The sequence below is a fragment of the Bacillus pfraonensis genome (assembly GCF_050768835.1).
Classification (GTDB): domain Bacteria; phylum Bacillota; class Bacilli; order Bacillales; family Bacillaceae_G; genus Bacillus_A; species Bacillus_A pfraonensis.
In genome coordinates this window covers 55,021-80,932 of the sequence record NZ_JAHCDO010000012.1, presented here as the reverse complement: position 1 = coordinate 80,932, position 25,912 = coordinate 55,021, and the positions used below count along the sequence as shown (strand labels likewise).

Here is a 25,912-nt window from a genome sequence, read left to right as displayed (position 1 = left end):
ACGTATACAAATCCATTTTAACTTTTGACATATAAGCCGCTCACGTGAAAAAGAAACAGTGATTGCTACTTGTTGTCTCTTTCTGTTTTACTTGGCATGAGGCAGGAAAAGGATCTGACCGCTTCTATACATGGCTGGATCCTCTCTCCCAACTAAAAAGAAGGGGATTATGTTGTTTTTTTAACTTTTATTCCTTATTTCTAACTGCTGGTAATGTAATAATTGCTTCTGTTCCTTTCCCACTCTCACTTTTATATTCCAACGTACCATTATGTGCTTGTAAAATGCTAAAGGTAACCATAAGCCCTAGACCTGTTCCTTTTTCTTTTAATGAATAATACGGTTGTCCAAGCCTAGCTAACTGTTCTTTCGTCATTCCAACACCACTATCTTTTACTCGCACTATAATAAAATCAGCTTTTTGAACAGCGGTTACTTTTAAATACCCTTTGTTTTCTTGAATGGCTTCAATTCCATTTTTAACGATATTCATAATTGCTTGTTTTAACTTTGTCTTATCACCGATTGTATAAAGATTCTCAGAAATTTCAACTTGTAAATAAACGCCTTGCATAGCTGCAAACGAAGACATTAAAGTAGTCATTTCTATGAGCTGCGCAGATAAACATATATGTTCCTTTTTTTCAATTTGTGGTCTAGCTAAATTTAAGTAATCTGAAATAATTTGTTCAGCTCGATCAAGCTCAGCTAGTACAAGACGCATATAATCTTTATTCTTCATATCTTCTGTACTCTCTAATAGCTGAATAAAACCACGAACAACTGTAAGGGGGTTTCGAACCTCATGTGCTACACTCGCCGCTAGCTCGCTTACAATGTTCAGCTTTTCAGACTTTTGCATTTCCGTACGTAACAATGCATTTTCATTTAAATACTCTGTTAAATACACTTGAAATACCATCGTCATAACCATAACAAGAGAAGCGAATATGTATTCACTATATAAATGCGATATAGGTGGCGTAAAGCCTACTCTCAATAAAATTCCAAACATACTACATGCTAAACCGACAAGAACATACAAAGATGAAATAATAAGAGCTAAAATAAGTTTTTTTTCTCTTGGAAATACAGACCACTTTTTTGATAACAATAAAGGAATAATTGCAAGACATAAAACTTCTATGATTCGAAACCACTGTAAACCATTCAAAAACCATTCGTATATAACAAAGATAAAAGCCGGGATAATCCCTGCAATCCCACCGTACAAAAAAGCACTAATAATTGGAATTGGATGGAAATTATAACCACAAACATCGCCAAAACAAATCGAATACGTCATAGAAAGAACAAGCGTAATACTAGATAAAAACATAATAAAATAGCGATTGGGCTTTGGAAGCATATCTTGATAGCGGTTTAGACGAATCGCTTCATATAAAAACAGTGGCAAAATAATGATAGCAACTTGGATCATTAAGTCACGGATTAGCTCCATACCCTTTCATCCTCTACATGTATTTTGATATGATTATATCATTTTATAGCCACTTTTGTTTTAAAATTTAGATTTTTCTTAACATATTTGTAAATCATTTGTGAATAACCGTTTATAAATGTTACAAATTTCCGAAATGATTGTAAACCCTGTACCAAATTATCACAATGCAAGATACAATGAATACGGATTAAAAATAAAATATAAAACAGTCCAGTAAACGGACAACTATAACAACATACAGCATATAATCCATACTATCTATGTTTACAAATAAGTGACCATTATTTTAGTAGGAGGAAGATAAATATGGCAGGAACTACGCTTGTTTTAAAAGAGGAAAATTTGGTTGTTCTCGAAAATGTGGATAAATCAGTATACGAAGAATTACAAGACAAAACTGGTGAAGAACATTGCACATGCGCTGTGAATGAATCTGTTATGTATCTCGGAAAAGTATCTTCGGTTCTTTGGAATGAAGATGAAATAGATTGGGAATATGGTTATTAAAAAGTCGCTTTACGCGGCTTTTTTTTTCGCTACCAAGCGAAAATATTGCAAATATGGTAAAATGAAATTAATTTTCAAGCGGCAGAAAGGGAGAACAAGATGGAACAATTCATTAATCCTAAAGTAAAAGATATTCAAATTTCTGGTATACGCCAGTTCTCTAATATGATTCAAAACTATGATAATCTCATTTCTTTAACAATTGGACAACCAGATTTTCCAACACCTTCTTTAGTAAAGGAAGCTGCAAAACGAGCAATCACAGAAAACTACACGAGTTATACTCACAACGCTGGCCTATTAGAGTTACGCAAAGCAGCTTGTCATTTTTTAAAGGAAAATTACGATTTACACTATTCACCTGAGAACGAAACCATCGTTACAATCGGTGCTAGTGAAGCGATTGATGTCACATTTCGTACCATTTTAGAGCCTGGAACAGAAGTTATTTTACCAGCCCCTATTTATCCAGGCTATGAACCCATTATTAGACTATGCGGTGCAACACCTGTTTTTGTAGACGTTCGTGAAACTGGATTTCGCTTAACAGCGGATGCGATTCAAAATGCAATTACAGATCAAACAAGGTGTATTGTCTTACCTTATCCTTCTAATCCGACTGGTGTTACACTGTCAAAAGAAGAGCTGCAAGATATTGTATCTGTTTTAAAAGATAAAAACATTTTCGTTCTTTCCGATGAAATTTATAGCGAACTTGTATATGAAGAAAGTCACACATCCATTGCCCATTTTCCAGAAATGCGAGATAAAACAATTGTTATTAATGGTCTATCAAAATCACATTCAATGACAGGATGGCGCATTGGCTTTTTATTTGCTCCAAGCTATGTAGCACAGCATATTTTAAAAGTGCATCAATATAACGTTACATGTGCAACTTCAATCGCACAATACGCTGCAATTGAAGCATTAACAGCAGCAAAAGATGCACCACGAATGATGCGTGATCAATATAAAAAGCGCTGCGATTACGTATATAACAGACTCATTCAAATGGGCTTAACTGTTGAGAAACCAACTGGTGCCTTTTACTTATTCCCATACATCGGGAATCTTGCATCTTCATCATTTGATTTTGCCATTGAGCTTGTCAAAGAAGCTAGACTCGCTGTTGTTCCAGGAACAGCATTTTCAGAGTATGGTGAAGGGTATATCCGTCTTTCATACGCTTATAGTATGGAAACACTAAAAGAAGGCTGCGATCGTTTAGAAGAATTTTTAAAACAAAAAGCTAAGAGGTAAGCCTCTTAGCTTTTTACGCATAATGATCACAAGTTTGACGCTTCAATAATTTATGCGGAATAATAATGCATTTTGAAGTAGACTCAGAATGCTCTACCTTATCAACTAACGCTTTTGCAGCTTCATACCCTAATTGATAAATATTCACATCGACCGTAGTAAGCGGTGGGCTCGCAATTTCAGATAATAAAGCATTGTTAAAACTGACGATTGAAACATCTTTCGGTATGGCCACTCCTTTTTTTGCAAGCGCACTTAATACCCCAAGACCTATTAAATCATCTGTTGCCATAATTGCTGTTGGTGGTTTTTCGAGTCCCATTAACTCTTCTACAGCCTGCTGACCACTCTCTCTTGAGAAATCAAAATGTAAAATATATTCATCTGGCAACATAATGTCAGCTAGTTTTAAAGCATCGCTCATTCCAGCTAAACGATCTTTTGTAACAAGTAAATCCGAACCACCGCCAATAAACGCTATCTGTTTATGTCCAAGTGAAATTAAGTATTCTGCTACTTCTCTTGCAGCTGTATAGTTATCATTATCTACATATGTAATTTCATCTTTTCTTTCGTATGGTTTTCCAATTAAAACAAATGGGAAATTTTGTTCATGTAAATATTGAATAATACGATCGTTCTCACGTGAATACAGCAGGATAATTCCGCCAATTTGACGCCCCTGTACCATCTTTACAACGCCATTAAAAATCTCCTCTTCTGTTTCACCAGTTGACATATATAGCGCATAACCTTCGACATGTGCAAACGAGCTAATCCCTCGAATTACTTCTGGGAAAAATGGATTTTGAAATGCTTTACTTGCAGAACTCGGCATAACAAGACCGATTGTTTTTGTTGTTTGATTGGCAAGGCTTCTCGCATTTAAATTCGGGTGATATCCTAATTCGTTCATTACTTTACGAACACGGCGCTTTGTTTTTTCACTTATACTTGGGTTATCAGCAATTACACGAGAAACTGTAGATGGTGCAACATTTGCCTTTTTCGCTACATCTTTAATGGTAACTGTCATAAAATCTCCTCCTCTCTTCTCATTCTTCATTCATATCTATTTTTATCCCGTAGTTCTACAGGTAATAGGAGAAAACGAAAGCCGCCATTACTTTATTTCATTCCTCAAAAAATTATATTAATGTAAACTAATATTCTCCCTCTCCATGTATTGTAAGGGATATAAGCTTATTTTCCTATACTATAATATACTATTTTTTTCACATCTTTCCCCTTACAATGTCATATGAATCGAAATTCTCCCTAAAAAAGAGAAATGGGACATAATGTCCCATTTTCACCCTTTCGTACCTCCAGCTGTTAAACCCGAAATAAAGTATTTTTGCAATGATAAGAACAAAATTGAAATCGGGATTGCAATCAATACAGACCCGGCTGCAAATGTTGTAAATTCATTACCAAACTTCTTCGCTACCATTTCATATAATCCAACAGCTAATGTATAATTTTCTGGCGTACGTAAAATGATACTCGCTAAAATAAAATCTGTAAACGGACCGATGAAGGTAAACAGCGCTACAACTGCCACAATCGGTTTTGCAAGCGGCATAATAATTTGCCAAAAAATCCGGAAGTGTCCTGCCCCGTCCATACGAGCTGACTCATCTAACTCTTTTGGAATCGTATCAAAGTAACCCTTCATAAGCCACGTATTCATTGGAATTGCTCCGCCGACATAAATTAAAATTAACGCTAAATGCGTGTCAATTAATCCTGTCAATTGAGCTAACACATAGAGTGCGATTAACGCTGAAAAATTCGGTATCATTTGTAGAATTAAAAACGTTAATAATCCATTCTTTCTTCCGACAAAGCGATATCTTGAAAAAGCATATGCAGTGAAGCTAATGGATAGTACCGAGAAAGTCATTGTCAAAACGCTAACTTTCAGCGTATTTTTGTACCAAAGTAAATAATTACTTTTATCAAGATCTAATAATTCTCGATAATGATCTAGCGTTGCATTTTTCGGAATGATACTTGATCCAGATAAACTATCTCCTGGATTAAACGATGAGCCAACAATCCATAATAATGGATAGAAAATAATGACACACATTATGAAAATTACGAAATAACTTAATGAAAGACGCAACATCTTCTGTCGTTTTATATTCATTTACATCATATCCTCTTCTTGGAATGATTTTGTTCTTTTGAATTGCCATAACGCCACTGAAATAACAATTAACGATAAAATCATCGTAAGTGCGGCTGCTTTTCCATATTGTGCTGATGTCATCGTTAATTTATAAATCCAGGAAATTAAAATATCCGTTCCACCTGCATTTTGTCCTGACACTGCAGGCCCCCCGCCATTAAACAGATAAATAATACTGAAGTTATTAAAGTTAAACGTATATTGTGTAATTAAGATTGGTGCTGTTGCATACAAAACAAGTGGCAATGTGATTTTCCGAAATTGTTGCCAAGCGGTTGCCCCATCTACTGTAGCAGCTTCATACAATTCCCCTGGAATCGATTGCAATATTCCTGTTGTCATTGCAAAGATAAACGGGAAACCAAGCCATGTTTGAATAAATATTAAAGCGATTTTTGCCCAAAACGGATCTGTCATCCACGCAATTTTTTCAATTCCAAATAGCGCTAATACTTGGTTGTTAATCGCTCCAAATGATTCATTGAACATACCAGCAAAGACAAGAATAGATACGAATGCTGGAACTGCCCACGGTAAAATAAAGATTGTACGAATTACTGCTTTCCCTTTAATACCAGGTTGATTTACTAATATCGCTAAGAAAATACCAAGAGCTACTTGCAATGTCGTTGCAACAAAAGTCCAAATCACAGTCCAAGAGAATACGCTTAAAAATGTATCTCTCCACATTGGTAAAGTGAAAATATCAATAAAGTTTTTGAAACTAACCCACTCTACTAATTTCGCTGGTGGAGAATGATACAAATCATAGTTTGTAAATCCAATTAAAAATACGAAAATAATCGGAAACACAACTACAAAAATCAATAGCAAAAATCCTGGGGAAACCATCAAATATGGAAAACCTTGATCTAATAAATTACGGTATTGTTCTTTCACAGAATTTAATGGTATTCCTACATCACGCTTTTTCCCATTTTGATAGGCATCATATAAATTAAAAGCATATATGCTTAATCCAAATGCAATAACGATTAGTGCTAAAATTCCTTCTACTAATAGAAAGATAGAGTGATCCCGAGGAACTTCTGTACCGAGCGTGACAATTCCCCACAATCCCATATTTAACAAATCAGCAAATGCTACAATAAATGAACCTGTTAATACAAGAAAGATCAGTGCTTTTACATATTGTTTATTATATATTTGACCAACACCTGGAATGATTGACAACATCACAGCTGTTTTACGGTGTTTTGAACCGTTCGCTTCTTTCACTGGTTCAATGGATGTGTGCATATTTCTTCCCCCTTTTTTCTTCCCCTTGGAAGGAGGAGAATTCGTACCTCCCCTTTATAAGAGATACGAATTCCGTCTTATTTTTGCTTACTATGATTTGCTTCAATGTTTCCTTTAATTTGTTTCACAGCTTCATCAAGTGCTGGTTTGGGTTCTTGTTTTCCAGCCGCAAGTAACTCTAATGCAAACCTTGCTGGCTCCCATACTTCTTGCATTTCTGGAATATTCGGCATCGGAATACCTGTCTCAGCCTGTGTAGTTATCGCTTTTGCAGCTTCACTGTCTTTAATCATTGGATCTTCCATTACTGATTTTACAGGAGGAATTTCTTTTGATTTTTCATAGCGAATTTTTGCATTTTCTTCATTCGTTACCCAATCAACAAATTTCGTTGCTAAATCTTTATTTTTTGAGAAACTCGTTACATGCCATCCTTTTACACCAACAAAAGTTTTCATTGGTTGACCATTTGGTAATTTAGGCATCGGTGCTACACCATAATCAATTCCGTTTTTTTCCATAGCTTGAAATGCCCACGGACCGTTCATAATGGATGCAGCTTTTCCTTCATTAAACAATCCATCTGCAGCTGCCCCACCAGATTCACCAATAATACCTTTGGGAAATAAATTCTCCTTATACCATTTTTGAATATATTCCATACCTTGTACGGCTCCATCATTATTTAACCCGATGTCCGCTGTATTCGGTTTACCATCTTTCTCACCAAATACATATCCTCCCATACCAGCCATAAATGCATTCGCAAAATACAAATTATCTCCTAATGCTAAAAAGCCATATTTCCCATCTTTCGTGAAATCTTTCGAGAAGTTGTATAATTCATCCATTGTTTCTGGTGCCTTTGGCATAAGCTTTTTATTATAGATAAAAACAGGTGTCTCAATTGCTTTTGGTAAACCATATAATTTCCCTTTATATGTTTGAGCTTCTATAGATAAGTCCGTAAATTTGTTCTTCACAGCATCATCAACTTTTACTTCATCAATTAAACCTTCCGTAACCACATTTCCAATATGATCATGCGGTAATGTTACAACGTCAGGACCTGTACCTGCTGGACCATCAAGACGTAGTTTTTTTGTTTGATCGGTCATTTGAATTTCAGCCACTTTTACTTTCACGTTATATTTCTTTTCAAAGCTCTTTACCGCTGGTTCTAATGCAGGACCTTTTTTAAGATCTTCCCAAACAAGAAGATCATAATCTCTCTTTTCTTTACTTGCTTCCTTTTTCCCTGAATCTTTCGGACCACACGCCGATAACATACCAATTGTCAAAGCTGAAACTGTTAATAATGATAATGCTTTCTTCACCCTCAAAACCTCCCCAAGTTATATATGTACTAGTTTAATAAATGAAAACGTTTGCACTTACTTGTTTAATAGGAGCGCAAACAATCTTCCAATCTATGAAAACGTTTGCGCTATTTGTCTATCATTATACATTCTTTTATATTTTTTGCAAATATTTTCTCTCTATATTTTTCAAAAAAATTATAACATTATTCTTTGTATCCATTGACTTTATATGAAATGAATACTACTCTTATAAGCAATATTAAAGTAATACCAAAAGCAATCGTTTGCAATATATTCTTATTTATAGAAATATCAAAGGGGGATTTTCTATATGTTTAAAGAAGCTATATACCATAGACCAAAAGATAATTATGCATACGCTTACGATAAAAAAACACTTCATATTCGATTGCGTACAAAAAAAAATGATGTGGATATCGTCTCACTCATTCATGGCGATCCTTATGAATGGCAAGATGGAAAATGGATTACATCAAACATACCGATGAAAAAAAGCGGATCAACAAATTTATTTGATTATTGGTTCATTTCAATTGAACCGAAATTCAAGCGCTTACGATATGGGTTTGAATTAAAAAGCAATACAGAAACGACCATTTATACGGAACGTGGCTTTTTCCACGAAACACCTCATGATGATGTAGGCAACTTTTTTTGCTTTCCATTTATTCATGAACAGGATGTTTTTAGGGCTCCTTCATGGATAAAAGATACAGTGTGGTACCAAATTTTCCCAGAGAGATTTGCTAATGGAGATGCTGGATGCAATCCAGTACATACACTTCCATGGGGAAGTACTGATCCTACAGCTACTAATTTTTTCGGTGGAGATTTTGCAGGTATTATCGAGCACCTTGATTATCTTGCAGAACTCGGGATTACCGGCATTTACTTTACACCTATCTTTAAGGCACACTCTAATCATAAGTACGACACGATTGACTATATGGAAATTGATCCACAGTTTGGGACGAAGGAAACGTTTCGAAAGCTTGTTAATGCGTGCCACGAACGTGGTATAAAAGTAATGTTAGATGCTGTTTTTAATCATAGTGGCTACTTCTTTGATAAGTTTCAAGACGTTCTAGAAAAAGGTGAGAAATCTCGCTATATCGACTGGTTTCATATTCATGAATTTCCGGTAGTAACAAAACCAATTCCGAACTATGATACTTTTGCCTTTACACCATATATGCCAAAATTAAATACAGCCCATCCTGATGTAAAAGAATACTTACTTGAAGTAGGGCGTTATTGGGTACGAGAGTTTCACATTGACGGCTGGCGGCTTGATGTAGCAAATGAAGTCGATCATAGCTTTTGGAGAGAGTTCCGTAACGAAATAAAGACCATTAACCCTGAAGTCTATATTCTAGGAGAGATTTGGCATGATGCTCTGCCATGGTTACAAGGTGATCAATTTGATGCGGTAATGAGTTACCCTATAACAAATGCACTCCTTTCTTATTTCGCAAATGAAACGATTCAAGCAAGTGAATTTATGGAACAAATTACAGCATCTCTTCACTCGTATTCCATGAACGTAAACGAAGCGGCTTTTCATCTATTAGACAGTCATGATACACCGAGAATTTTAACAACTTGTAACGGAAAGAAAGATAAAATGTACCTACTCTATGTATTTCATCTTTCTTTCATCGGTTCACCATGCATTTATTATGGTGATGAAATTGGGATGGATGGCGGGATGGACCCTGAGTGCCGAAAATGTATGATTTGGGATGAAGATAAGCAAGATAAAGTATTATTTAAACATATACAAACATTAATTTCATTGCGAAAACAATACAAAGCATTTGGTGGCCACGGAACATTTCAATGTATTGAAGCAAATGATGAACAGGGTTACATTTCTTATACGAAAACATATGGAGAAGAAACAATTTTCTTTGTTTTAAATTCAACAAATCATGAAATCTCAGCTCCTGTACCTTTTGATATTTCTAGTAAAAAAATCATCAACCTATATACAAAAGAAGAATTTTCAGCGGAAACAAACTCATTACAAGTTACACTTCCACCATATGGTTTCTCAATTTTGAAATGGTAAAGTGAAACTTTAATCAGTGGGGTTTTCTTCATCCCCACTGATTATTAGCCTCCACCAATCGGTTTTTTTCGGGCGGTTTATCTCCTACCTAACTTCTTTGCTTTCACTGAATTTTGATGTGAGAGTATTACTGTCCGTGAATAGCGAGGTAAAATATAAAAGCCTTGTGTCAGAGATTACACAAGGCTTTTCATTATTTTAATTTATATGCTCTCGCTTCATATGGCTGTAAATCGATACTCTTAACCCCTGCATCTTGTACATCATAATTGTGTATCAACAATTCTGAACTATTATAATTTAGCCCTTCTGGCATTTCAAATATACAGTTATCCTCAGTAAAGTTCGCAATAACAAGTAATTTTTCATCTTCCCATGTTCTTACATAAGCAAAAATTGAAGGATGTTCTTCTAAAATTAAATCATACGTTCCATACACAATCATTTCATGTTTTTTACGAAGTTCAATTAATTTTTTATAGTAATAAAAAATAGAGTTCGAGTCTTGTAACGCTTGTTCTACATTGATTTCTTTATAATTAGGATTTAATCCAATCCATGGTTGCCCCACTGTAAACCCACCATGCACAGTGGCATCCCATTGCATTGGTGTCCTAGCATTGTCTCGCCCTTTTATATAAACCGATTGCATTACTGTTTCTTCATCTTCACCGCGTTCTATTACTTTTTCACGGTACATATTCAGCGTTTCAATATCTCGGTAGTCATCAATCGAATCAAAGTGAACATTTGTCATCCCAATTTCTTCTCCTTGATAAATATAAGGAGTCCCTTTCATCATATGAAGTACCGTCGCTAACATTTTCGCTGATTCTATGCGATATGTTTTATCGTTACCAAAACGAGAGACAACACGAGGCTGGTCATGATTATTCCAATACAAACTATTCCATCCTGTTTGTTCTAACGCTTTCTGCCATTTTGTTAAATTCTGTTTTAATGTAAGGAGTGAACATGGTTTTACATCCCACTTTCCTCCCTTTCCAGAATCTAAATCCATATGTTCAAACTGAAATACCATTTGTAGTTCATTACGTTCTTCAGCTGTATAAAGTTTAGCTTCCTCTGTTGTTACACCAGGCATTTCACCAACTGTCATAATATCGTATTTGGACAATACTTCTTGATTCATTTCATGCAAATATGTATGGATATTCGGTCCATTCATAAAGTGTTGATGTCCAGATACATAACCTTCTTCCTCTGTCTTCACAGCTGGAAATCCTTCTTCTTTGGAAATAAAGTTAATCACATCCATACGGAAACCATCAATCCCTTTTTCAAGCCAAAACTCCATCATCTCATAAACCTCTTTTCGCACCCGTTCATTATCCCAATTTAAATCTGGTTGCTTTTTAGAGAATAAGTGTAAATAATATTCACCTGTCGTTTCATCATACTGCCAAGCGGAGCCACTAAAAGCTGCCCCCCAGTTGTTTGGCTCTTTTCCATCTTTCCCAGGACGCCAAATATAGTAATCTCGATATGGATTATCTTTTGACTTACGAGATTCGATAAACCAATCGTGCTCATCGGACGTATGGTTAACAACTAAATCCATCATTAATTTCATATTACGTTTATGCATTTCGCTTAATAATTCGTCCCAATCTTCCATTGTCCCAAACTCATCCATAATCTTTCGATAATCGCTAATATCATAGCCATTATCATCATTTGGAGATTCATAGACTGGTGATAACCAAATAACATCTATACCTAAGTTTTGTAAATAATCAAGCTTTGCAGTAATTCCGCGAAGATCACCAATCCCATCACCATTACTATCCATAAAGCTACGTGGATAAATTTGATATACAACACTTTCTTTCCACCATTGTTTTTTCATCATGCTACCCCATTTCATTTTTTAAATCAAAAAAAATCCAGGCGCAAACGTTTTCACTAATGAATGATAACAGATTTTAAAAGAAATGAAAACAGCGCTTACAATTTTTATAATCTATTTAAGTGATTTTACTGTTCATTCCACACAAATTATGAAAACGTTTTATTTTTTTATCCCTTTTTATTTATTTTTTGAATTCATTCGTATATAATGAATTCAAAGAAAACGTTTGCATAATTTTTTCTAGGGGGAAAAGTCATGGCAGAACTAAAGTTAGAAAATATTTATAAAATTTATGATAATAACGTCACAGCAGTAACAGACTTCAATTTGCATATTCAAGATAAAGAGTTTATCGTTTTCGTTGGTCCATCTGGATGTGGAAAATCCACAACATTACGAATGGTAGCTGGACTCGAAGACATTTCAAAAGGGGAATTTTCTATTGATGGTAAAGTAATGAATGATGTTCCTCCAAAAGATCGAGATATTGCAATGGTTTTTCAAAACTATGCACTCTATCCACATATGAGCGTTTACGATAACATGGCATTTGGATTAAAGCTTCGTAAAATCCCAAAAGACGAAATTGATCGCCGTGTAAAAGACGCAGCTCAAATTTTAGGACTTTCGGAATATTTAAATCGAAAACCAAAAGCATTATCTGGTGGACAACGCCAACGTGTTGCGCTAGGTCGTGCGATCGTCCGTGACGCAAAAGTTTTCTTAATGGACGAGCCGTTATCAAATCTAGATGCAAAATTACGTGTAGCGATGCGCTCAGAAATTTCTAAACTGCATCAAAAACTTGGAACAACAACAATTTATGTAACACATGATCAAACAGAAGCGATGACAATGGCTTCACGCCTTGTCGTTATGAAAGATGGAAAGATTCAACAAATCGGCTCTCCGAAAGAAGTATATGAAACACCAGAAAATATTTTCGTTGGTGGATTTATTGGCTCTCCTGCAATGAATTTCTTCCGTGGTAAATTAACAGAACAAGACTTTGTTATAGATGATAAAGTAAAGATTAAAGTATCTGAAGGCAAAATGAAATTATTACGCGAACAAGGTTATGTGAATCAAGAAGTTGTACTAGGGATTCGTCCAGAAGATATTCATGATGAACTTCTATTTTTAGAAGCTTCACAAGGAACAATATTTACAACTCAAATTGAAGTTGCAGAATTATTAGGGGCAGAATCTATTTTATATATGAAACTTGGAAATCAAGATTTTGCAGCACGCGTTGATGCAAGACATACTTTTGCACACGGTGATCAAATTAAACTTGCATTTGATATGAATAAAGCACATTTCTTTGATAGTAAAACTGAAAAACGCATTCGCTAAAATAGCACTTTTCTTTGCATCATACAAATACAAAAAAACCGTCCACATATGTATTTTGGGCGGTTTTCTATTATTATACTAGGGTTCCTACTGTATGAAGTGACTGTTCTTTTGTACTAATAATACCAAAAATAGGTAAATCAGTTAGCGTTACTTCTTCTTGGTGTTTCATAAACGATGATGTCAATTGTTTTATTTCTATCCAAACATCATTAATACAAAGTACATTGGAATCGTTCTCTTGTTGCCGCGAGAAAATAGAATCTATTTTATATAAGCCAGCATTATTAAATAACACATCAATACGATTATAAGCGTCAATCGCTACTTCAATGACACGTTGCCAATCTCCTTGTTTCGCCATATCATGAGTAACAAAAAGTGCCTCTCCACCTAAATCTACAATTTCCTCTGCTGTTGCTTGTCCATTTTCCTTATCAATATCCGTCACAATTACTTTTGCACCTTGTTTTGCCAACAAAAGAGCTGTACTACGTCCAATACCGATGCCACCGCCAGTTACAACGGCAACTTTTCCTGCAAGCTTCATCGTCATTACCCCTTCTGTAAGTCTTACCGTCATTCAGTATACTCCTTTCGCCTGTAGCTCTGCAAGCAGGAAAAGTCAATATCATTATTTGTAACCGTTTACTTGTTTATTTTCTCTTTTTTCTTACTATTATATTGATCAAAAGCTAGACCGATAAAAATAAGTATCCCCCAAAAAATTAAGCTACTTTCTGTCATTTCGATCTCCCCCTTGTTGTATAACACGTTTTCTTTATTATATCATTTTCTTAATTTTCAATCTAATTAAAATAGGATGTGTTAAAAACCGACTTTCTAACACATCCTACGTCAATATGGAGGTACTCTATAAGAGATGTTCATCCTTATATGAACTTCACTATACCAATTAAATTTATCAAATTTTATAAAACTTTAAGGATACACATGTTTTTTAATAAAGTGAAACTTTAATCAGTGGGGTTTCTTCATCCCCTACTGATTATTAGCCCTCACCAATCGGGCCTTTACGGGCAGTTTATCTCCCACCTAACTTCTTTAGAAGAGCGGAAGCGGCTCACTCAGAATCGCAGGACGCCCGCGCCCTAGGCAGAGAGGCGCTTTTTGCCTCGTCCGAGGGGGCGAAACGACCGGAGATTCTAGCCGCTAGAGCCGGACATTGCTCTCGCCGAATTTTGAGGTGAGAGTATTACTGCCCTAAAGTAGCGGGATAAACCTAAATAAAACCCCTCTTTGAATAGCATATTGCCTTTCAAAAAGGGGCTTTACAAAATATAAACCTTTATCATTCTATTATTCTTTAAACGAGACTCATCACTTTCGTTTTCATAATTAGATCATGGAAGCCACAATTATCTTGACGGAACAACATCATATATACATTACAAATAGATGGAATTCCTAGTAGCAATATGTTTGGTAATAACAATACAAAGAACCGTACTGTTAGCGTTTGAATTGTTAACTTTTCACTTGTTAATGATATAAGTCTTGTTCGTGTAATTTTTTTACCAATTGTACAACCGTTCCATATGAATGGAACAAAAATAAAATATATAGCCATTAATATAAAAACAATCATAAGATCATATCGGTAGTCACCTAAGCTTATATTAAAACGATTGAAAATGGCTCCATAATTTCCTGTTACAATGGCCACAACCGCACCGTACATAACCGAGATAAAAAACATATCAATAATGGAGGCACCTATGCGATTCATTACCATCGCTGGACGATGCATCTTTAACTTCATTTTATGTCGACTCCTTTACATCCTTCTTTACCTGCTTCATCGTACCATTTCTAAAAACCATTGTAAATAACTCATATATTGGCGTTTCCTTTCCGTTTCCTGTACAATGTGTTTACAATAAGTATTTTTAAGGAGGGCCTCATATTGAAGCGATTGATGACCGCAATTGCCATTATGTTGCTGACTGGTTGCACAGCAAATTCTAGCCACTCAGCTTACACCATCAATGATGAATATGAACTAATAAATACTTCCGGAAATGCATTTGAACTTTTTCCAAAACAAGACGCTATATACGCTACGCAATATGTACCAGCTAAAATTGTAGAAATTGCTTGGGACGATACATATATTATTGCAAAACAAATTGAAGAAAAATCTGATCCCAATAACCCGGAATCTAGTATTATAAATAAACAGAGTGAACATTATTGGATTATTGATATGAACAACAATCGACGTTTTGGTCCTTATAATGAAAAACAATTTCAGGAACAAAAGGAAGCATTTCGAATTTCTAAACAATTACAAACCGTAGAAGTGTATTTAGACGAGCAAAATAAACAGTCAGCAAACACCTAAAAACGGCTGTTTGTTTCAAAATCAAAACTTTTTCAGTCCATCTGTTGATTTAGATAACTTGGATGCTTCTCTTTTATTGTGATAACAGTACCGCATTTTTTACAAATTTCTACCTCCGCGACTGTTTGTGCAAATAAAGTAAGATAGTTTTTTTGGTTTGGTGCTATCGTTGCTTTTTCTATCTCTTTACTACCACATTCGTAACATCTTTTTTCCATTTCCCTTCCCCCTTTGCACTTTATAATACATTCGCTTTGATTTGACAAATTTCCTGTTCATTTTCTATGTAAATCCATTTTAGTCTTTCAACATATAAGTCGCTCATTCGAAGAAAAAAAGGTAGCCGCTACTTGTTTTCTCTTTCTATTTTTACTTGGCATGGGGCAGAAAAAAGATTTGACCGCTTCAGATCCTCTCTCAAACTAAAAAGAAGAGGTTTATGTCGATTTTTCAACTTGAATTTATATATACAAAAAAACATCTCACTTAGACAGTGAGATGTTAAATGTTTGCGGTTCTACAACTGTTTCATGTGTATCGCCCGTGGCCAGAACATCTGTTGTAAATGCGATTTGAGTAACCTCTTTTTTCTCATCCTCGAGTATTAATCCAATTATTCCTTCCCTTGTCTCGCCTGATTTGTACTCTTCTCTTGCAACACTTTTTGTACCTACAAGCGTGTTCTCTTCATATAGAAAGTTTTGTTTTGGAACATTAAATTGCTGTGTTTCATTAATTGTAACATCATTCAAAGAGAAAAATTGCATATCTTTATCTCCACTATTTTCTACCTTATATGTAATTTCAACATAACGTATTTTATCTTTAATATCTTTTCCACTTAACGAAGCGTACAACTCAGCATCTTCTCGATTAACTTTATCTCCAAGCCTGCGCTGCACTTCTTCTGGAGTCAATGCTGTATATACTTTCAATGTATCTTTTGCCTCTTGGCTCATTTGTGATAATGCAATAACCTTTACATCTTGCACATGTATTTTCATCGGAGTTACTTCAAACGTTTGATTCACATGTTTTAGTTGTTCTAATTTAAACGTTCCCCATCCTTTTTCTTTTACAGCTTGTCCGACTTTCTTTAATTCCTTGCCACCATATTCAGTCGTCTCTGGAATTGACTCTTTCTTCTTAGCATCTTTTTTTTCTTCCTTTTGGAAGCAACCACTTAATATAATGAGAAAACTACATAAAATACAAATACTTTTCCATATCTTCATCTTTTTATTACTCCTAACACTCTCATTCATAGTTCACTAAATGATCTCCTTATTTGATATACTACTGAAACAATGAATATACCAAATAAACACTTGTAAGTCCGGATACTATTATACTCCCTATATGTAAAATTTGAAAATACGGGTCTAACAATGCATGAGCAATAAATATCCCAAGCGCTGTGATCATGGACCATCCCCAGTATTTTACTTTCTCTCTCCCTGAAACCCTATCCATTTTTTGGGGAGAATCTCTATATTTCAAAAGAACAAATATAATGAATATAAAGCCAAAACATGTACTCCCATGTTGCATCAATTTATATATTGGTATCGAATAAATAGTTTGTTGTAGAAAGGATAGATTCATAACAAAATAACCCGTCTTATGGGAAAACGTATCCCACACAACATGTGTAAGCATACCAAATACTGTAGAATAGAGAAACACCAAAATTCCTTTCCCTGAAGTAAACTTCCATGGGATTGATGCTACATAACGATAGTAAGTAGAACATAATCTATCATAACGATATCAATTCTTTTTATGCAACACTTATTTTGACATTGGAATATCTATACTTTAAATGATACAATTTTTATGTAGTATATAGAAGATCAGTAGGGATTAAATTGTCATTCGTTCTCGCCTTTTTACTTAGTCTTATTGTACTTTTTCATAAGCACATACATAGGATTTCTTCTATGAAAACACTTAAAAATAGTAAAATATATTCCAGCACTATCAGGTCCTATTACCGTATTATTGATTTTTACCTTAAAGAGAAATACATATGGCTGGGAAGGCTTAGGTTTTGATGCTCTCCAATTTACCATCTTATTCACAAGCTGTCTAACCCTTGTATTTGCAGCCATATTAGAAACGAAATCATCAATGAATTGAGGTTTATATATTGAATGAACATACGCCCTTTCTAAAAAGTGTCTCCTTGCAAAAAGAACAGATTCCTAGCTTTTCCGTGTACCCGTATTGTTTACCTGCGATCCGAACATTGCAATCACTCACTTTCCATCCTAATGTAACATTTATTATCGGAGAGAATGGAACTGGAAAATCAACATTACTAGAAGCAATTGCTGTCGCTTTAGGATTTAATGCAGAAGGTGGTACAAAAAATTTTCGTTTCACTACTTACGATTCTCACTCTTCCTTACACAAGTATATTCGAGTTGCCAAAAGCTTTGCTACACCTAAAGATGGGTTCTTTCTGCGGGCAGAGTCATTTTATAACGTTGCTTCCTATATTGATGAGGTGGATGCAAATGAGGATGCCATATTAGGCAATAAGGTAATTGATTCATACGGTGGTATATCCTTACATGACCAATCTCATGGGGAATCATTCTTTTCCTTATTTATGAAGCGTTTTTCAGAACAAGGTTTATATATTTTAGACGAGCCTGAAGCCGCTTTGTCTCCTATGAGGCAACTTTCTATGCTTATTCGGATGCATGAATTAGCTAAACAAGGATCACAATTCATCATCGCAACACATTCTCCTATTTTAATGGCTTACCCAGAGTCCACTATATATTCTTTAACACAAGAAGGAATTCATGAATCGACTTTAGAAGAAACTGAACACTATCAAACAACAAAACTCTTCTTTGAAAATCGTGATCGGCTATTCCATCATTTGTTTCAATCATGAATTTGAACTCTCATCAATAAAAAAGAAGCAGCAATTGCTGCTTCTTTTTACAACGCTTCTATAAATAATGCTACCCCAATGCCACCACCGACACAAAGAGATGCAATACCTTTTTCTAGTCCACGTCTTCTTAATTCGTGAATTAAACTTACCGTAATACGCGCTCCTGTGCAACCAATTGGATGTCCAAGACCAACACCACTTCCGTTAACGTTTACTTTCTCACGGTTTAATCCAAGTTCCTTCTCAACCGCTAAATATTGTGCTGCAAAAGCTTCATTAATCTCTAATAAATCGGCATCTTCTAATGACCAATTTACTTTCTCTAACCCCTTACGAATTGCTGGTGCTGGACCGATTCCCATAACTTTCGGATCTACCCCAGCTACAGAATAGCCAACAATTCTAGCTAACGGTTGTAAACCTTTTTCCTTAGCCTTTTCTTCACTCATCAATACTAAAACCGCACTTCCATCATTAATACCGGACGCATTCCCTGCCGTTACGGACCCACCTTTACGGAATGCCGGCTTAAGTCCAGCTAATTTTTCAGCTGTAATATCAGCACGCGGATGTTCATCCTTTGAAAATACTACTTCTTTTCTACGTTCTTTTATCGTAATAGGAACAATTTGTTCATCAAAATAACCTGATTCAATCGCCTGAAGCGCTAATTGATGGCTACGCAACGCAACTTCATCTTGTTCCTCTCTTGTAATTTCATATTGTTCAACTAAATTTTCAGCTGTTTCTCCCATCATAATATGATGGATCGGATCTTCTAAAACTTCCCACACCGTATCACGAATTTCTCCATGTTGAAGACGCTGTCCCCATCGGTGCTGTTTTAATGCATAAGGGCTTGAGCTCATCGCTTCTACTCCACCCGCAATAACAACATCACTTACACCTAGCTGAATTTGCATTGCTGCTGACATAATCGCTTGCATACCTGAAGAACATTGACGCTGAATTGTGTAACCTGTAACTGTTTCTGGAAACCCTGCTGCTAATGCAGCTGTTCGCGCTGTATTTGCTTCGTCTGTTCTTTGAATACAGTGTCCTAAAATGACTTCATCCACTTCATGAGGGTCTACTCCACCTCTTTTGACAGCTTCTTGAAGCACAGGAACAGCTAGTTCTACTGGCGTTACATTTTTTAGTGCTCCTCCAAAAGTTCCAATTGGCGAACGAACTGCGGCTGTAATGACAACATTATGCATCTTGCACTTGCCCCTCTCTTATGTACCCTAGTAAGTTTTTGGATGGAATAGCAGAAGATGTATATCTGAACTTATCATACTACAAACATACTAAAAAATCAAAATATTTGATATAGTAAAAATAGAGGGAATCAACCCTCTATTCCGTTAATGCATATAAGAATTTTTGTAAAATTTTCTCTGTTGTTTTATTTAAATTCGGTAACTTTTCAGCAGGAAAATACTTGAGATCCAGCCCTTCTTCATCAAGTTCTATTTTTCCACTCACGTGATGCGCTTGGTATAGATGAATTACATTATAAATTTCATCTCCATTTGGATAACGATAATACACATCTTTCCCAGAAAGGACACCAAGAAACTGCAACACCTTCGCTTCTAATCCTGTTTCTTCAAAAAGCTCTCGCCGAGCCGTTTCTTCCGTCGTTTCACCTAACTCCATTGCACCACCTGGTATACCCCAATCATATGTATCCGAGCGGTATTGAAGCAATACCTCTTGTTTTTCATTTAAAATGATCACAGCTGATCCTACAAGAATTAACGGTCTTGTACCGACTGATTTTCGCAACTCTTCGATATACCCCATTATAAATCTCTCCTTTCCTCACCCTTCCTTATCATAGCAAAATTCCTTATTTTTTTGTGCGATGAAAAAAATATTCCTACTAGTAAAAAAAGGGAGCATCTGCTCCCTTCTAATCATTTTTATTTTCGAAAACTTTCATATTTAACTGCTTCAAACGCCTTTTCAATCTCTTCATTTCGATAATGAACATATGTAAAACGTCCTAATTCTACTAATCGAGCAATTTCCTGTAATGCTTTTTGCTTTTCATATGTCTCTTCAATCGTTACATGTACATAAAATTTCATAAGTGGATGTTCATATAAAGCTTCTCCAACTTCTACATATACATTCTCTACCCCTTGAACGACCCTTACATAACTTGCAAACTGATAAACAGCTTCTCGATCTGAAACAATTTTTAATGTATACATACATTCTCCCCCTTTTCTTTTACTATAGCAGAATGAATCACATATAATTGAATTAAACTATGAATATTTTCCGACTTCTTCCATTCATCCTTATATCCATATTATCCACTCCTCTATATATTCTCAGGTAAAAACATAGCTATTCATAAAAGAAAACTTTAATCATTCCTTACCAATCGAGATTTTACGAGCAGTTCTCTCATCTAACTTCTTTATTTTCGCTGAATTTTGAGGTATGAGTCTTACTGCCTGTTAATGCGAGATAAAACATATTGCGAATATATAGATATTCTATTTTCTCATCAATTCCAACACACCAAAATACACCTAATTTATAGGGATTATATCCATACATACCCTTTTCCTTTCACATAGTATATTAATAAACTATTTTCCATTTGAGGTGTTTCTAATGGATCCGTACGTAAATATATGTATTTGCATTGCCCCAGGCTCTGATATTACAGAAGATCGCATTGCCAAAGACTTAGCAGTTGCTGAATCAATCTGGCACCCCATTTCATTTCAAATGAAAGATGTCATTATACTAAATGAATCCTTTAGATTTCATGATGGTGAAATTAGCTATATGGATTCTGTCAAAAATCAACCTAAAGTTTCTTCCTTTTTTAACACCTGTTCATCAGAAGTTCCCGATTGTGATATTTATATTTGTTATATTGGGAGTAATTATTTTAAAGAACAATCTGTAATTGCATGTGCCTACTCATTCGTTATAAACCAAATCCTCACAGGTTATATCATTCTTACTAATGCTGCTTCTCCTATGAAAAATATATATACACTTGCTCATGAAATAGGACATATTTTATTTACAAGGCGTATTAATGGAAAGCTTACCCATGCAGATCCACATTCTCCAACCGGTTCTGAGCATCACCCTTCTTCCACCAATCTTATGTACCCAATCGTACCTCGCCCTGATCAAGTACACATTGAATCTTTATTAACAAAAGAACAGCGAGCATTATCTTTACAGAGTTCTTTATTACACAGAGAAAAACAGTAACCATATCAGTTACTGTTTAAAATAAACCTTGTAGGTGGGAAAGAGAGTCTGACTATGTATAGAAGCGGTCAAATTCCCTTCCTGCCCATGCCAAGTAAAAACAGAAAGTAAGTGAAAATTACCATTCTTTGTAGCAACAACTCATATGTCGAAACATTAAAATAAAGTTGTATATAAGCTACTTCTCTCTTAATCTTATATATTCGCTTTTCTTTTCTCTAATTTCATATGAATCATTACAAGGACAAATAAAATAGCTAAAAATATGAATTGTTTTATATACAGACCTGGCACACTTGACAAATCTATTTTGAAGAATACATACTCTATTGTAATAGGAATCATTAAATATAATAGAGTAAACCAACCACCAACCTTTATATTTAAAAATGCTGCTATGAGGAATATAGCACCTACAATACAATAGCTTTGCCCTGTAGTAAAACCATAAAACTCATTTAATAGTGCGATGCTAAAAATTGATAAGAAATACAGCGCTCCAGTGGTACACATAATAATGAATTCAATTCCTTTACGTTTAAAAGCAGCTGTTCGCATCCCAAAAATCAATATCATAACACCTATAGCAAATATAATTAGATAACCAATTATTTAGATTAACTAATAATATAAACGATGATCTACCTGACTAAAAAATACACTCTTCACCATTGTGAACGCCAATGCATTCACAATGAAATAGACTAACCAACTATAATTCTCCTTCTTATCAACCTCCATCTCTCTAGCAAGCTGTTTGGCAAACTCTTTCGGTGAATCCCCAAAAATATCAACGACTGTCTTTCCTTGTTTTTCACCCTCTATTAAATGAAGCTCTGCATCTTCTAAAAAGGAAGTAATGTCAGATTCTTTAATCCCCTTTACTCGTAAATATGCGCGTGTCTCCTCTATAAATTTTTGTGATTCTTTTATAAGCATTGTTCTACCTCCCATCTATTTTATATGTTAGAAGTCTCCGTTCTTTTCAAATCTATTTTCATCAATAGAATTAAACTTCCATATAAAAAGAGCGGTTCCAGTGCTCCGAAATTCGTATCTTTAATTGCTGTACATTCAAACACAAACATAATGGTAAATAATGCAGCTACTTGAAGTAAGCCCATCCAGCTTGCTAAACGCATATTGATAATGGCCAATACACATAGTAATAATCCACCTAATAGATAACTTTGCACTGGTGATAAATAAAAGAGCGGTGGTTCATACCATTTATTTAGTAGCATAACCAAAACAATCAACGCGACTGGTAAAAGGGATATACATATATACAAAATAGAGAATTCCTTTAATTTACTTGTTATAAATGTAGATTTACGAAAAGCAATGATCCCCATAGGAATGCTAATAGCCAATACTATTGGATAACCGATTAAGCTGATTAATGATATAGATACCGGCTCATTCACCCCATGAAATAAAAGATCTGGAACAGACCAATACGCAAGAACTCCAATGATAAAGGAAATGAATAGATTCATGTTTTCTTTTTTATCAAGCTCCATTTCTTTTGCTAACTCTTCAGCATATACCTCTGGTGAATCTCCAAAAATATCTGCAACTGTTTTCCCATCCTTTTCTCCTTCTATTAAGTGAAGTTTTGCATCTTCTATAAAAGAATCAATGTCTTCCTTTTTTATTCCCTTCGTTACTAAATATACTGTTGTATCATCTAGAAATTTCTGTGCTTCCTTTGAAAACATTATTTTCCTCCTTTTATTTAACTATTTAATGAGCATATACCAGCTACCAAATTTACCTAGCTGTCTCTCTTTTATTCGCCTTCATAATAAATTCAATAATAATAAGAATAAATAGACTGCCATACAAACACACAATCTGAAATAACATCGGAATTAAATCCTCTGATGTAAATGTTTTAAAGACGAGCATAATAGCAAGTGGAACCACTAAATATAAAACTTTATACCATCCTTCAAAGTACACGTTTATAATTACTGTTACGATGAAGATTGCGCCTGCTATCATATAGCTCTGCAACTGAGTTAATTGAATCATTGGTGTAGGATAGATGATATCCAGTATAATTACTGCTCCTAATAAAACCATCGGAACTGCCATCAATAACGCTTGGACAAACAATTGTTTTGAAAAATGTAATCGAAAAGCCATTTTACGAAAAGCCAGATTGGGCACTACAAGCGCAACCATTAGTGACATCCCATAGCCAATACATTGAACAACTGAAATCTGTAATTGCCCACTATCATTTACAACTAAGATAGAGGCAATAATCCAAAACGCAACAATATTCATCACTGTATATCCGATTTGTTTCCAGCTCTCCCTGCGATCTTTTTCCATTACTTTAACAAGTTCATTTGCATATTCTTTTGGTGAGCTTCCAAAAATATCTGCTACACTTTTCCCGTCCATTTCACCTTCGATTAAATGTAACTTTGCATCTTCTAAAAAGCTCTCAATATCACTTTCTTTTACACCCTTTGCTTTAAAAACAAGCTCATATCTAATAGGAATTTTCTCGCTTCGGTAGATAGCATCATCGTCGTCTCCCTTTTCCTTCTAGCAAACGCTCTACACTACTCTGCATTGTCCCCCAACGCTCCATAAACTCATCTAACGCATCTTCACCTCTTTCTGTTAATGTATAATATTTTCGCTTTGGACCAGATGGAGATTCCTTCATTGTGCTTACTATTAGCCCTTCCTTTTGCATCCTTATTAATAACGGATAAATACTTCCTTCACTTGCCATAGTGAAACCATACTTAGCTAGCTTTTCACTCATTTCATATCCATATATTTCTCCTTCAGAAATAATTGCAAGGAGACACCCTTCTAAAATCCCTTTCAGCATTTGACTTGTCGACATAATTCAAATCCTCCCTCTATCTTGTTTTACAAGATAGATAAGCGTAAGTATCTTGCTTTACAAAATAGTATAGCAAAAGCTATTTTGCAAAACAAGATAGTTCAGTATATTTTTCCAAATCTTTGCAGGATTTTCATTACATTCCCTCTAAATAGAGCACTAAGACAAATTTTATATAAAGGAGTGCTCTCATCATGGTTTCAAATCGTGTCGTTTTTTTAACAGGTGCTGCAAGTGGAATTGGTTATGAAATGGGAAATGCTTTTGCGAAAGAAGGAGCAAAAGTTGTGATTAGTGATCGTCTTGAAGATCGTGCGAAGGAAGCTGCTGAACAGTTATGCAGGGAAGGTTATGAAGCAATAGGTCTAAGATGTGACGTTACATCTGAGAAAGAAATATCCGAGGCTATTTCTGAAACTGTTACAAAATTCGGCTCACTTGATGTGTTAATAAATAATGCTGGTATGCAACACGTTTCACCTATTGAAGAGTTCCCAACCGATAAATTTGAACTTCTGATTCAAATTATGCAAATCGCACCTTTCATCGCAATAAAACATGCTTTTCCAATTATGAAAAAGCAAAAGTATGGACGCATTATTAATATCGCCTCTATTAATGGGCTTGTTGGATTTGCTGGAAAGGCTGCCTATAATAGTGCAAAGCACGGTGTGATTGGTTTGACAAAAGTTGCCGCTTTAGAAGGCGCTACACATGGAATTACGGTAAATGCCCTCTGCCCCGGCTATGTTGATACACCGCTTGTTCGAAATCAACTCCAAGATTTAGCAACAACAAGAAATGTTCCACTAGAGCGTGTATTAGAGGATGTTATTTATCCACTCGTACCACAAAAACGATTGCTAGCTGTAGAGGAAATTGCTGACTATGCTTTATTTTTAGCAAGCGAAAAAACAAAAGGAATAACTGGCCAAGCGGTCGTTATTGATGGGGGATATACAGCACAATAATCTTTGTAACAAAAGGCTTTGCTCATTGAGAGCAAAGCCTTTTGTCATTTTGTTTCATGCGGAGCTTCATACCTTGTCATCTGTTGTGGTAATTTCTCAATTGCAACAATTACACCATCTAATTTACTTTCAATACGATGCAGTAAATATAAAGTCACAACAATTGGAAATCCAACATTACCGATCATAGATATCCATTCCTCCAT

General features: G+C 35.1%; 26 protein-coding genes and 3 pseudogenes. 9 read left to right on the top strand and 20 right to left on the bottom strand.

The window, feature by feature from the left end:
* Positions 1-187: 187 nt before the first annotated feature.
* Entirely contained in the window at positions 188-1,462 is a 1,275-nt protein-coding gene (locus KFD70_RS13485; RefSeq protein ID WP_336452141.1) for an ATP-binding protein, read from the bottom strand.
* A gap of 309 nt (positions 1,463-1,771) precedes the next feature.
* Here KFD70_RS13485 and KFD70_RS13480 point away from each other — a divergent pair, with 309 nt between their 5' ends.
* Positions 1,772-1,972, top strand: coding sequence for a hypothetical protein (locus KFD70_RS13480; RefSeq protein ID WP_017151082.1), 201 nt, complete (start codon positions 1,772-1,774; stop codon positions 1,970-1,972).
* 99 nt (positions 1,973-2,071) lie between these two features.
* Complete coding sequence (locus KFD70_RS13475; RefSeq protein ID WP_336452142.1) at positions 2,072-3,235, top strand: aminotransferase A; 1,164 nt, start codon at positions 2,072-2,074, stop codon at positions 3,233-3,235.
* Between the two features lie 13 nt (positions 3,236-3,248).
* Here the strand turns inward: KFD70_RS13475 and malR are convergent, their stop codons facing one another.
* From malR to KFD70_RS13455, 4 genes are all read right to left on the bottom strand, one after another.
* Positions 3,249-4,271, bottom strand: a complete 1,023-nt coding sequence (gene malR / locus KFD70_RS13470; RefSeq protein ID WP_336452143.1) for a maltose operon transcriptional repressor MalR — start codon at positions 4,269-4,271, stop codon at positions 3,249-3,251.
* A 276-nt stretch (positions 4,272-4,547) separates the two neighbouring features.
* Positions 4,548-5,390, bottom strand: a complete 843-nt coding sequence (malD, locus tag KFD70_RS13465) for a maltosaccharide ABC transporter permease MalD (protein ID WP_336452144.1) — start codon at positions 5,388-5,390, stop codon at positions 4,548-4,550.
* Positions 5,391-6,692, bottom strand: a complete 1,302-nt coding sequence (locus KFD70_RS13460) for a carbohydrate ABC transporter permease (RefSeq protein WP_336452145.1) — start codon at positions 6,690-6,692, stop codon at positions 5,391-5,393.
* A 77-nt stretch (positions 6,693-6,769) separates the two neighbouring features.
* Positions 6,770-8,029, bottom strand: coding sequence for a sugar ABC transporter substrate-binding protein (locus tag KFD70_RS13455; protein WP_336452146.1), 1,260 nt, complete (start codon positions 8,027-8,029; stop codon positions 6,770-6,772).
* 316 nt (positions 8,030-8,345) lie between these two features.
* On the opposite strand from KFD70_RS13455, the gene KFD70_RS13450 reads away from it, so the two are divergent.
* Positions 8,346-10,106 carry an alpha-glycosidase gene (locus KFD70_RS13450; protein ID WP_336452147.1) on the top strand — a complete coding sequence of 587 codons (1,761 nt, stop codon included), beginning with the start codon at positions 8,346-8,348 and terminating at the stop codon, positions 10,104-10,106.
* A 193-nt stretch (positions 10,107-10,299) separates the two neighbouring features.
* Here KFD70_RS13450 and KFD70_RS13445 read toward each other — a convergent pair whose 3' ends face one another.
* Positions 10,300-11,976: a glycoside hydrolase family 13 protein gene (locus KFD70_RS13445; protein ID WP_336452148.1), complete on the bottom strand. Its 1,677-nt coding sequence runs from the start codon at positions 11,974-11,976 to the stop codon at positions 10,300-10,302.
* 258 nt (positions 11,977-12,234) lie between these two features.
* On the opposite strand from KFD70_RS13445, the gene KFD70_RS13440 reads away from it, so the two are divergent.
* Complete coding sequence (locus KFD70_RS13440; RefSeq protein WP_336452149.1) at positions 12,235-13,335, top strand: ABC transporter ATP-binding protein; 1,101 nt, start codon at positions 12,235-12,237, stop codon at positions 13,333-13,335.
* A 73-nt stretch (positions 13,336-13,408) separates the two neighbouring features.
* On the opposite strand, the gene KFD70_RS13435 is transcribed toward KFD70_RS13440, so the two are convergent.
* The 3 genes from KFD70_RS13435 to KFD70_RS13425 all read right to left on the bottom strand — a co-directional run bounded on the left by KFD70_RS13435 (position 13,409) and on the right by KFD70_RS13425 (position 15,118).
* On the bottom strand, positions 13,409-13,918 hold the full coding sequence (locus tag KFD70_RS13435) for an SDR family NAD(P)-dependent oxidoreductase (protein WP_336452150.1): 510 nt from the start codon (positions 13,916-13,918) through the stop codon (positions 13,409-13,411).
* Positions 13,919-13,983: 65 nt separating this feature from the next.
* On the bottom strand, positions 13,984-14,082 hold the full coding sequence (locus KFD70_RS13430) for a flagellar motor protein (RefSeq protein ID WP_098336102.1): 99 nt from the start codon (positions 14,080-14,082) through the stop codon (positions 13,984-13,986).
* A 580-nt stretch (positions 14,083-14,662) separates the two neighbouring features.
* Positions 14,663-15,118 carry an RDD family protein gene (locus KFD70_RS13425; protein WP_336452151.1) on the bottom strand — a complete coding sequence of 152 codons (456 nt, stop codon included), beginning with the start codon at positions 15,116-15,118 and terminating at the stop codon, positions 14,663-14,665.
* 156 nt (positions 15,119-15,274) lie between these two features.
* Here KFD70_RS13425 and KFD70_RS13420 point away from each other — a divergent pair, with 156 nt between their 5' ends.
* The gene (locus tag KFD70_RS13420) at positions 15,275-15,700 is read left to right on the top strand and encodes a DUF3997 domain-containing protein (RefSeq protein ID WP_420792346.1); all 426 of its coding nucleotides are present in this window, start codon (positions 15,275-15,277) and stop codon (positions 15,698-15,700) included.
* 32 nt (positions 15,701-15,732) lie between these two features.
* On the opposite strand, the gene KFD70_RS13415 is transcribed toward KFD70_RS13420, so the two are convergent.
* From KFD70_RS13415 to KFD70_RS13405, 3 genes are all read right to left on the bottom strand, one after another.
* Entirely contained in the window at positions 15,733-15,918 is a 186-nt protein-coding gene (locus KFD70_RS13415) for a hypothetical protein (RefSeq protein ID WP_336452153.1), read from the bottom strand.
* Between the two features lie 264 nt (positions 15,919-16,182).
* Positions 16,183-16,935, bottom strand: a complete 753-nt coding sequence (locus KFD70_RS13410) for a hypothetical protein (protein WP_336452154.1) — start codon at positions 16,933-16,935, stop codon at positions 16,183-16,185.
* A gap of 61 nt (positions 16,936-16,996) precedes the next feature.
* A complete protein-coding gene (locus KFD70_RS13405; RefSeq protein ID WP_420792347.1) occupies positions 16,997-17,422 on the bottom strand; it encodes a DUF4184 family protein in 426 nt (141 codons plus the stop codon).
* A 180-nt stretch (positions 17,423-17,602) separates the two neighbouring features.
* Here KFD70_RS13405 and KFD70_RS13400 point away from each other — a divergent pair.
* Together KFD70_RS13400 and KFD70_RS13395 are read left to right on the top strand one after the other, a co-directional pair.
* Positions 17,603-17,839: pseudogene (locus tag KFD70_RS13400) on the top strand (hypothetical protein).
* 10 nt (positions 17,840-17,849) lie between these two features.
* Positions 17,850-18,608 (top strand): AAA family ATPase, encoded by a 759-nt coding sequence (locus KFD70_RS13395; RefSeq protein ID WP_336452156.1) that lies wholly within the window; start codon positions 17,850-17,852, stop codon positions 18,606-18,608.
* Between the two features lie 47 nt (positions 18,609-18,655).
* On the opposite strand, the gene KFD70_RS13390 is transcribed toward KFD70_RS13395, so the two are convergent.
* The 3 genes from KFD70_RS13390 to KFD70_RS13380 form a co-directional block, all read right to left on the bottom strand.
* A complete protein-coding gene (locus tag KFD70_RS13390) occupies positions 18,656-19,831 on the bottom strand; it encodes an acetyl-CoA C-acetyltransferase (protein WP_336452157.1) in 1,176 nt (391 codons plus the stop codon).
* Positions 19,832-19,970: 139 nt separating this feature from the next.
* Positions 19,971-20,420, bottom strand: a complete 450-nt coding sequence (locus KFD70_RS13385; protein ID WP_336452158.1) for an NUDIX hydrolase — start codon at positions 20,418-20,420, stop codon at positions 19,971-19,973.
* A gap of 119 nt (positions 20,421-20,539) precedes the next feature.
* Positions 20,540-20,833: a DUF3928 family protein gene (locus KFD70_RS13380; RefSeq protein WP_336452159.1), complete on the bottom strand. Its 294-nt coding sequence runs from the start codon at positions 20,831-20,833 to the stop codon at positions 20,540-20,542.
* A gap of 412 nt (positions 20,834-21,245) precedes the next feature.
* Between KFD70_RS13380 and KFD70_RS13375 the strand changes: the two genes are divergently transcribed.
* A complete protein-coding gene (locus tag KFD70_RS13375) occupies positions 21,246-21,863 on the top strand; it encodes an ImmA/IrrE family metallo-endopeptidase (RefSeq protein ID WP_336452160.1) in 618 nt (205 codons plus the stop codon).
* Positions 21,864-22,058: 195 nt separating this feature from the next.
* Here the strand turns inward: KFD70_RS13375 and KFD70_RS13370 are convergent.
* From KFD70_RS13370 to KFD70_RS13355, 4 genes and pseudogenes are all read right to left on the bottom strand, one after another.
* A pseudogene (locus tag KFD70_RS13370) lies at positions 22,059-22,802 on the bottom strand (DUF1129 domain-containing protein).
* Between the two features lie 20 nt (positions 22,803-22,822).
* Positions 22,823-23,584 (bottom strand): DUF1129 domain-containing protein, encoded by a 762-nt coding sequence (locus tag KFD70_RS13365; RefSeq protein WP_431613206.1) that lies wholly within the window; start codon positions 23,582-23,584, stop codon positions 22,823-22,825.
* Positions 23,585-23,636: 52 nt separating this feature from the next.
* A pseudogene (locus tag KFD70_RS13360) lies at positions 23,637-24,403 on the bottom strand (DUF1129 domain-containing protein).
* Positions 24,403-24,735: a PadR family transcriptional regulator gene (locus KFD70_RS13355; RefSeq protein ID WP_336452161.1), complete on the bottom strand. Its 333-nt coding sequence runs from the start codon at positions 24,733-24,735 to the stop codon at positions 24,403-24,405. Before KFD70_RS13355 ends, KFD70_RS13360 begins: the two are co-directional and overlap by 1 nt.
* 194 nt (positions 24,736-24,929) lie before the next feature.
* Here KFD70_RS13355 and KFD70_RS13350 point away from each other — a divergent pair, with 194 nt between their 5' ends.
* Positions 24,930-25,706, top strand: a complete 777-nt coding sequence (locus KFD70_RS13350) for a 3-hydroxybutyrate dehydrogenase (protein ID WP_336452162.1) — start codon at positions 24,930-24,932, stop codon at positions 25,704-25,706.
* A 44-nt stretch (positions 25,707-25,750) separates the two neighbouring features.
* On the opposite strand, the gene KFD70_RS13345 is transcribed toward KFD70_RS13350, so the two are convergent.
* Positions 25,751-25,912: a YvrJ family protein gene (locus tag KFD70_RS13345; RefSeq protein ID WP_017151057.1), complete on the bottom strand. Its 162-nt coding sequence runs from the start codon at positions 25,910-25,912 to the stop codon at positions 25,751-25,753.

Coding starts and splice junctions, on each gene's coding strand:
- KFD70_RS13355 (WP_336452161.1), bottom strand. CDS start 24,735: ATGTCGACAAGTCAAATGCTGAAAGGGATTTTAGAAGGGTGTCTCCTT.
- KFD70_RS13380 (WP_336452159.1), bottom strand. CDS start 20,833: ATGTATACATTAAAAATTGTTTCAGATCGAGAAGCTGTTTATCAGTTT.
- KFD70_RS13435 (WP_336452150.1), bottom strand. CDS start 13,918: ATGACGGTAAGACTTACAGAAGGGGTAATGACGATGAAGCTTGCAGGA.
- KFD70_RS13445 (WP_336452148.1), bottom strand. CDS start 11,976: ATGAAAAAACAATGGTGGAAAGAAAGTGTTGTATATCAAATTTATCCA.
- KFD70_RS13425 (WP_336452151.1), bottom strand. CDS start 15,118: ATGAAGTTAAAGATGCATCGTCCAGCGATGGTAATGAATCGCATAGGT.
- malD (WP_336452144.1), bottom strand. CDS start 5,390: ATGAATATAAAACGACAGAAGATGTTGCGTCTTTCATTAAGTTATTTC.
- KFD70_RS13485 (WP_336452141.1), bottom strand. CDS start 1,462: ATGGAGCTAATCCGTGACTTAATGATCCAAGTTGCTATCATTATTTTG.
- KFD70_RS13350 (WP_336452162.1), top strand. CDS start 24,930: ATGGTTTCAAATCGTGTCGTTTTTTTAACAGGTGCTGCAAGTGGAATT.
- malR (WP_336452143.1), bottom strand. CDS start 4,271: ATGACAGTTACCATTAAAGATGTAGCGAAAAAGGCAAATGTTGCACCA.
- KFD70_RS13375 (WP_336452160.1), top strand. CDS start 21,246: ATGGATCCGTACGTAAATATATGTATTTGCATTGCCCCAGGCTCTGAT.
- KFD70_RS13440 (WP_336452149.1), top strand. CDS start 12,235: ATGGCAGAACTAAAGTTAGAAAATATTTATAAAATTTATGATAATAAC.
- KFD70_RS13450 (WP_336452147.1), top strand. CDS start 8,346: ATGTTTAAAGAAGCTATATACCATAGACCAAAAGATAATTATGCATAC.
- KFD70_RS13410 (WP_336452154.1), bottom strand. CDS start 16,935: ATGAAGATATGGAAAAGTATTTGTATTTTATGTAGTTTTCTCATTATA.
- KFD70_RS13365 (WP_431613206.1), bottom strand. CDS start 23,584: ATGTTTTCAAAGGAAGCACAGAAATTTCTAGATGATACAACAGTATAT.
- KFD70_RS13415 (WP_336452153.1), bottom strand. CDS start 15,918: ATGGAAAAAAGATGTTACGAATGTGGTAGTAAAGAGATAGAAAAAGCA.
- KFD70_RS13420 (WP_420792346.1), top strand. CDS start 15,275: ATGACCGCAATTGCCATTATGTTGCTGACTGGTTGCACAGCAAATTCT.
- KFD70_RS13480 (WP_017151082.1), top strand. CDS start 1,772: ATGGCAGGAACTACGCTTGTTTTAAAAGAGGAAAATTTGGTTGTTCTC.
- KFD70_RS13460 (WP_336452145.1), bottom strand. CDS start 6,692: ATGCACACATCCATTGAACCAGTGAAAGAAGCGAACGGTTCAAAACAC.
- KFD70_RS13430 (WP_098336102.1), bottom strand. CDS start 14,082: ATGACAGAAAGTAGCTTAATTTTTTGGGGGATACTTATTTTTATCGGT.
- KFD70_RS13390 (WP_336452157.1), bottom strand. CDS start 19,831: ATGCATAATGTTGTCATTACAGCCGCAGTTCGTTCGCCAATTGGAACT.
- KFD70_RS13345 (WP_017151057.1), bottom strand. CDS start 25,912: ATGGAGGAATGGATATCTATGATCGGTAATGTTGGATTTCCAATTGTT.
- KFD70_RS13385 (WP_336452158.1), bottom strand. CDS start 20,420: ATGGGGTATATCGAAGAGTTGCGAAAATCAGTCGGTACAAGACCGTTA.
- KFD70_RS13475 (WP_336452142.1), top strand. CDS start 2,072: ATGGAACAATTCATTAATCCTAAAGTAAAAGATATTCAAATTTCTGGT.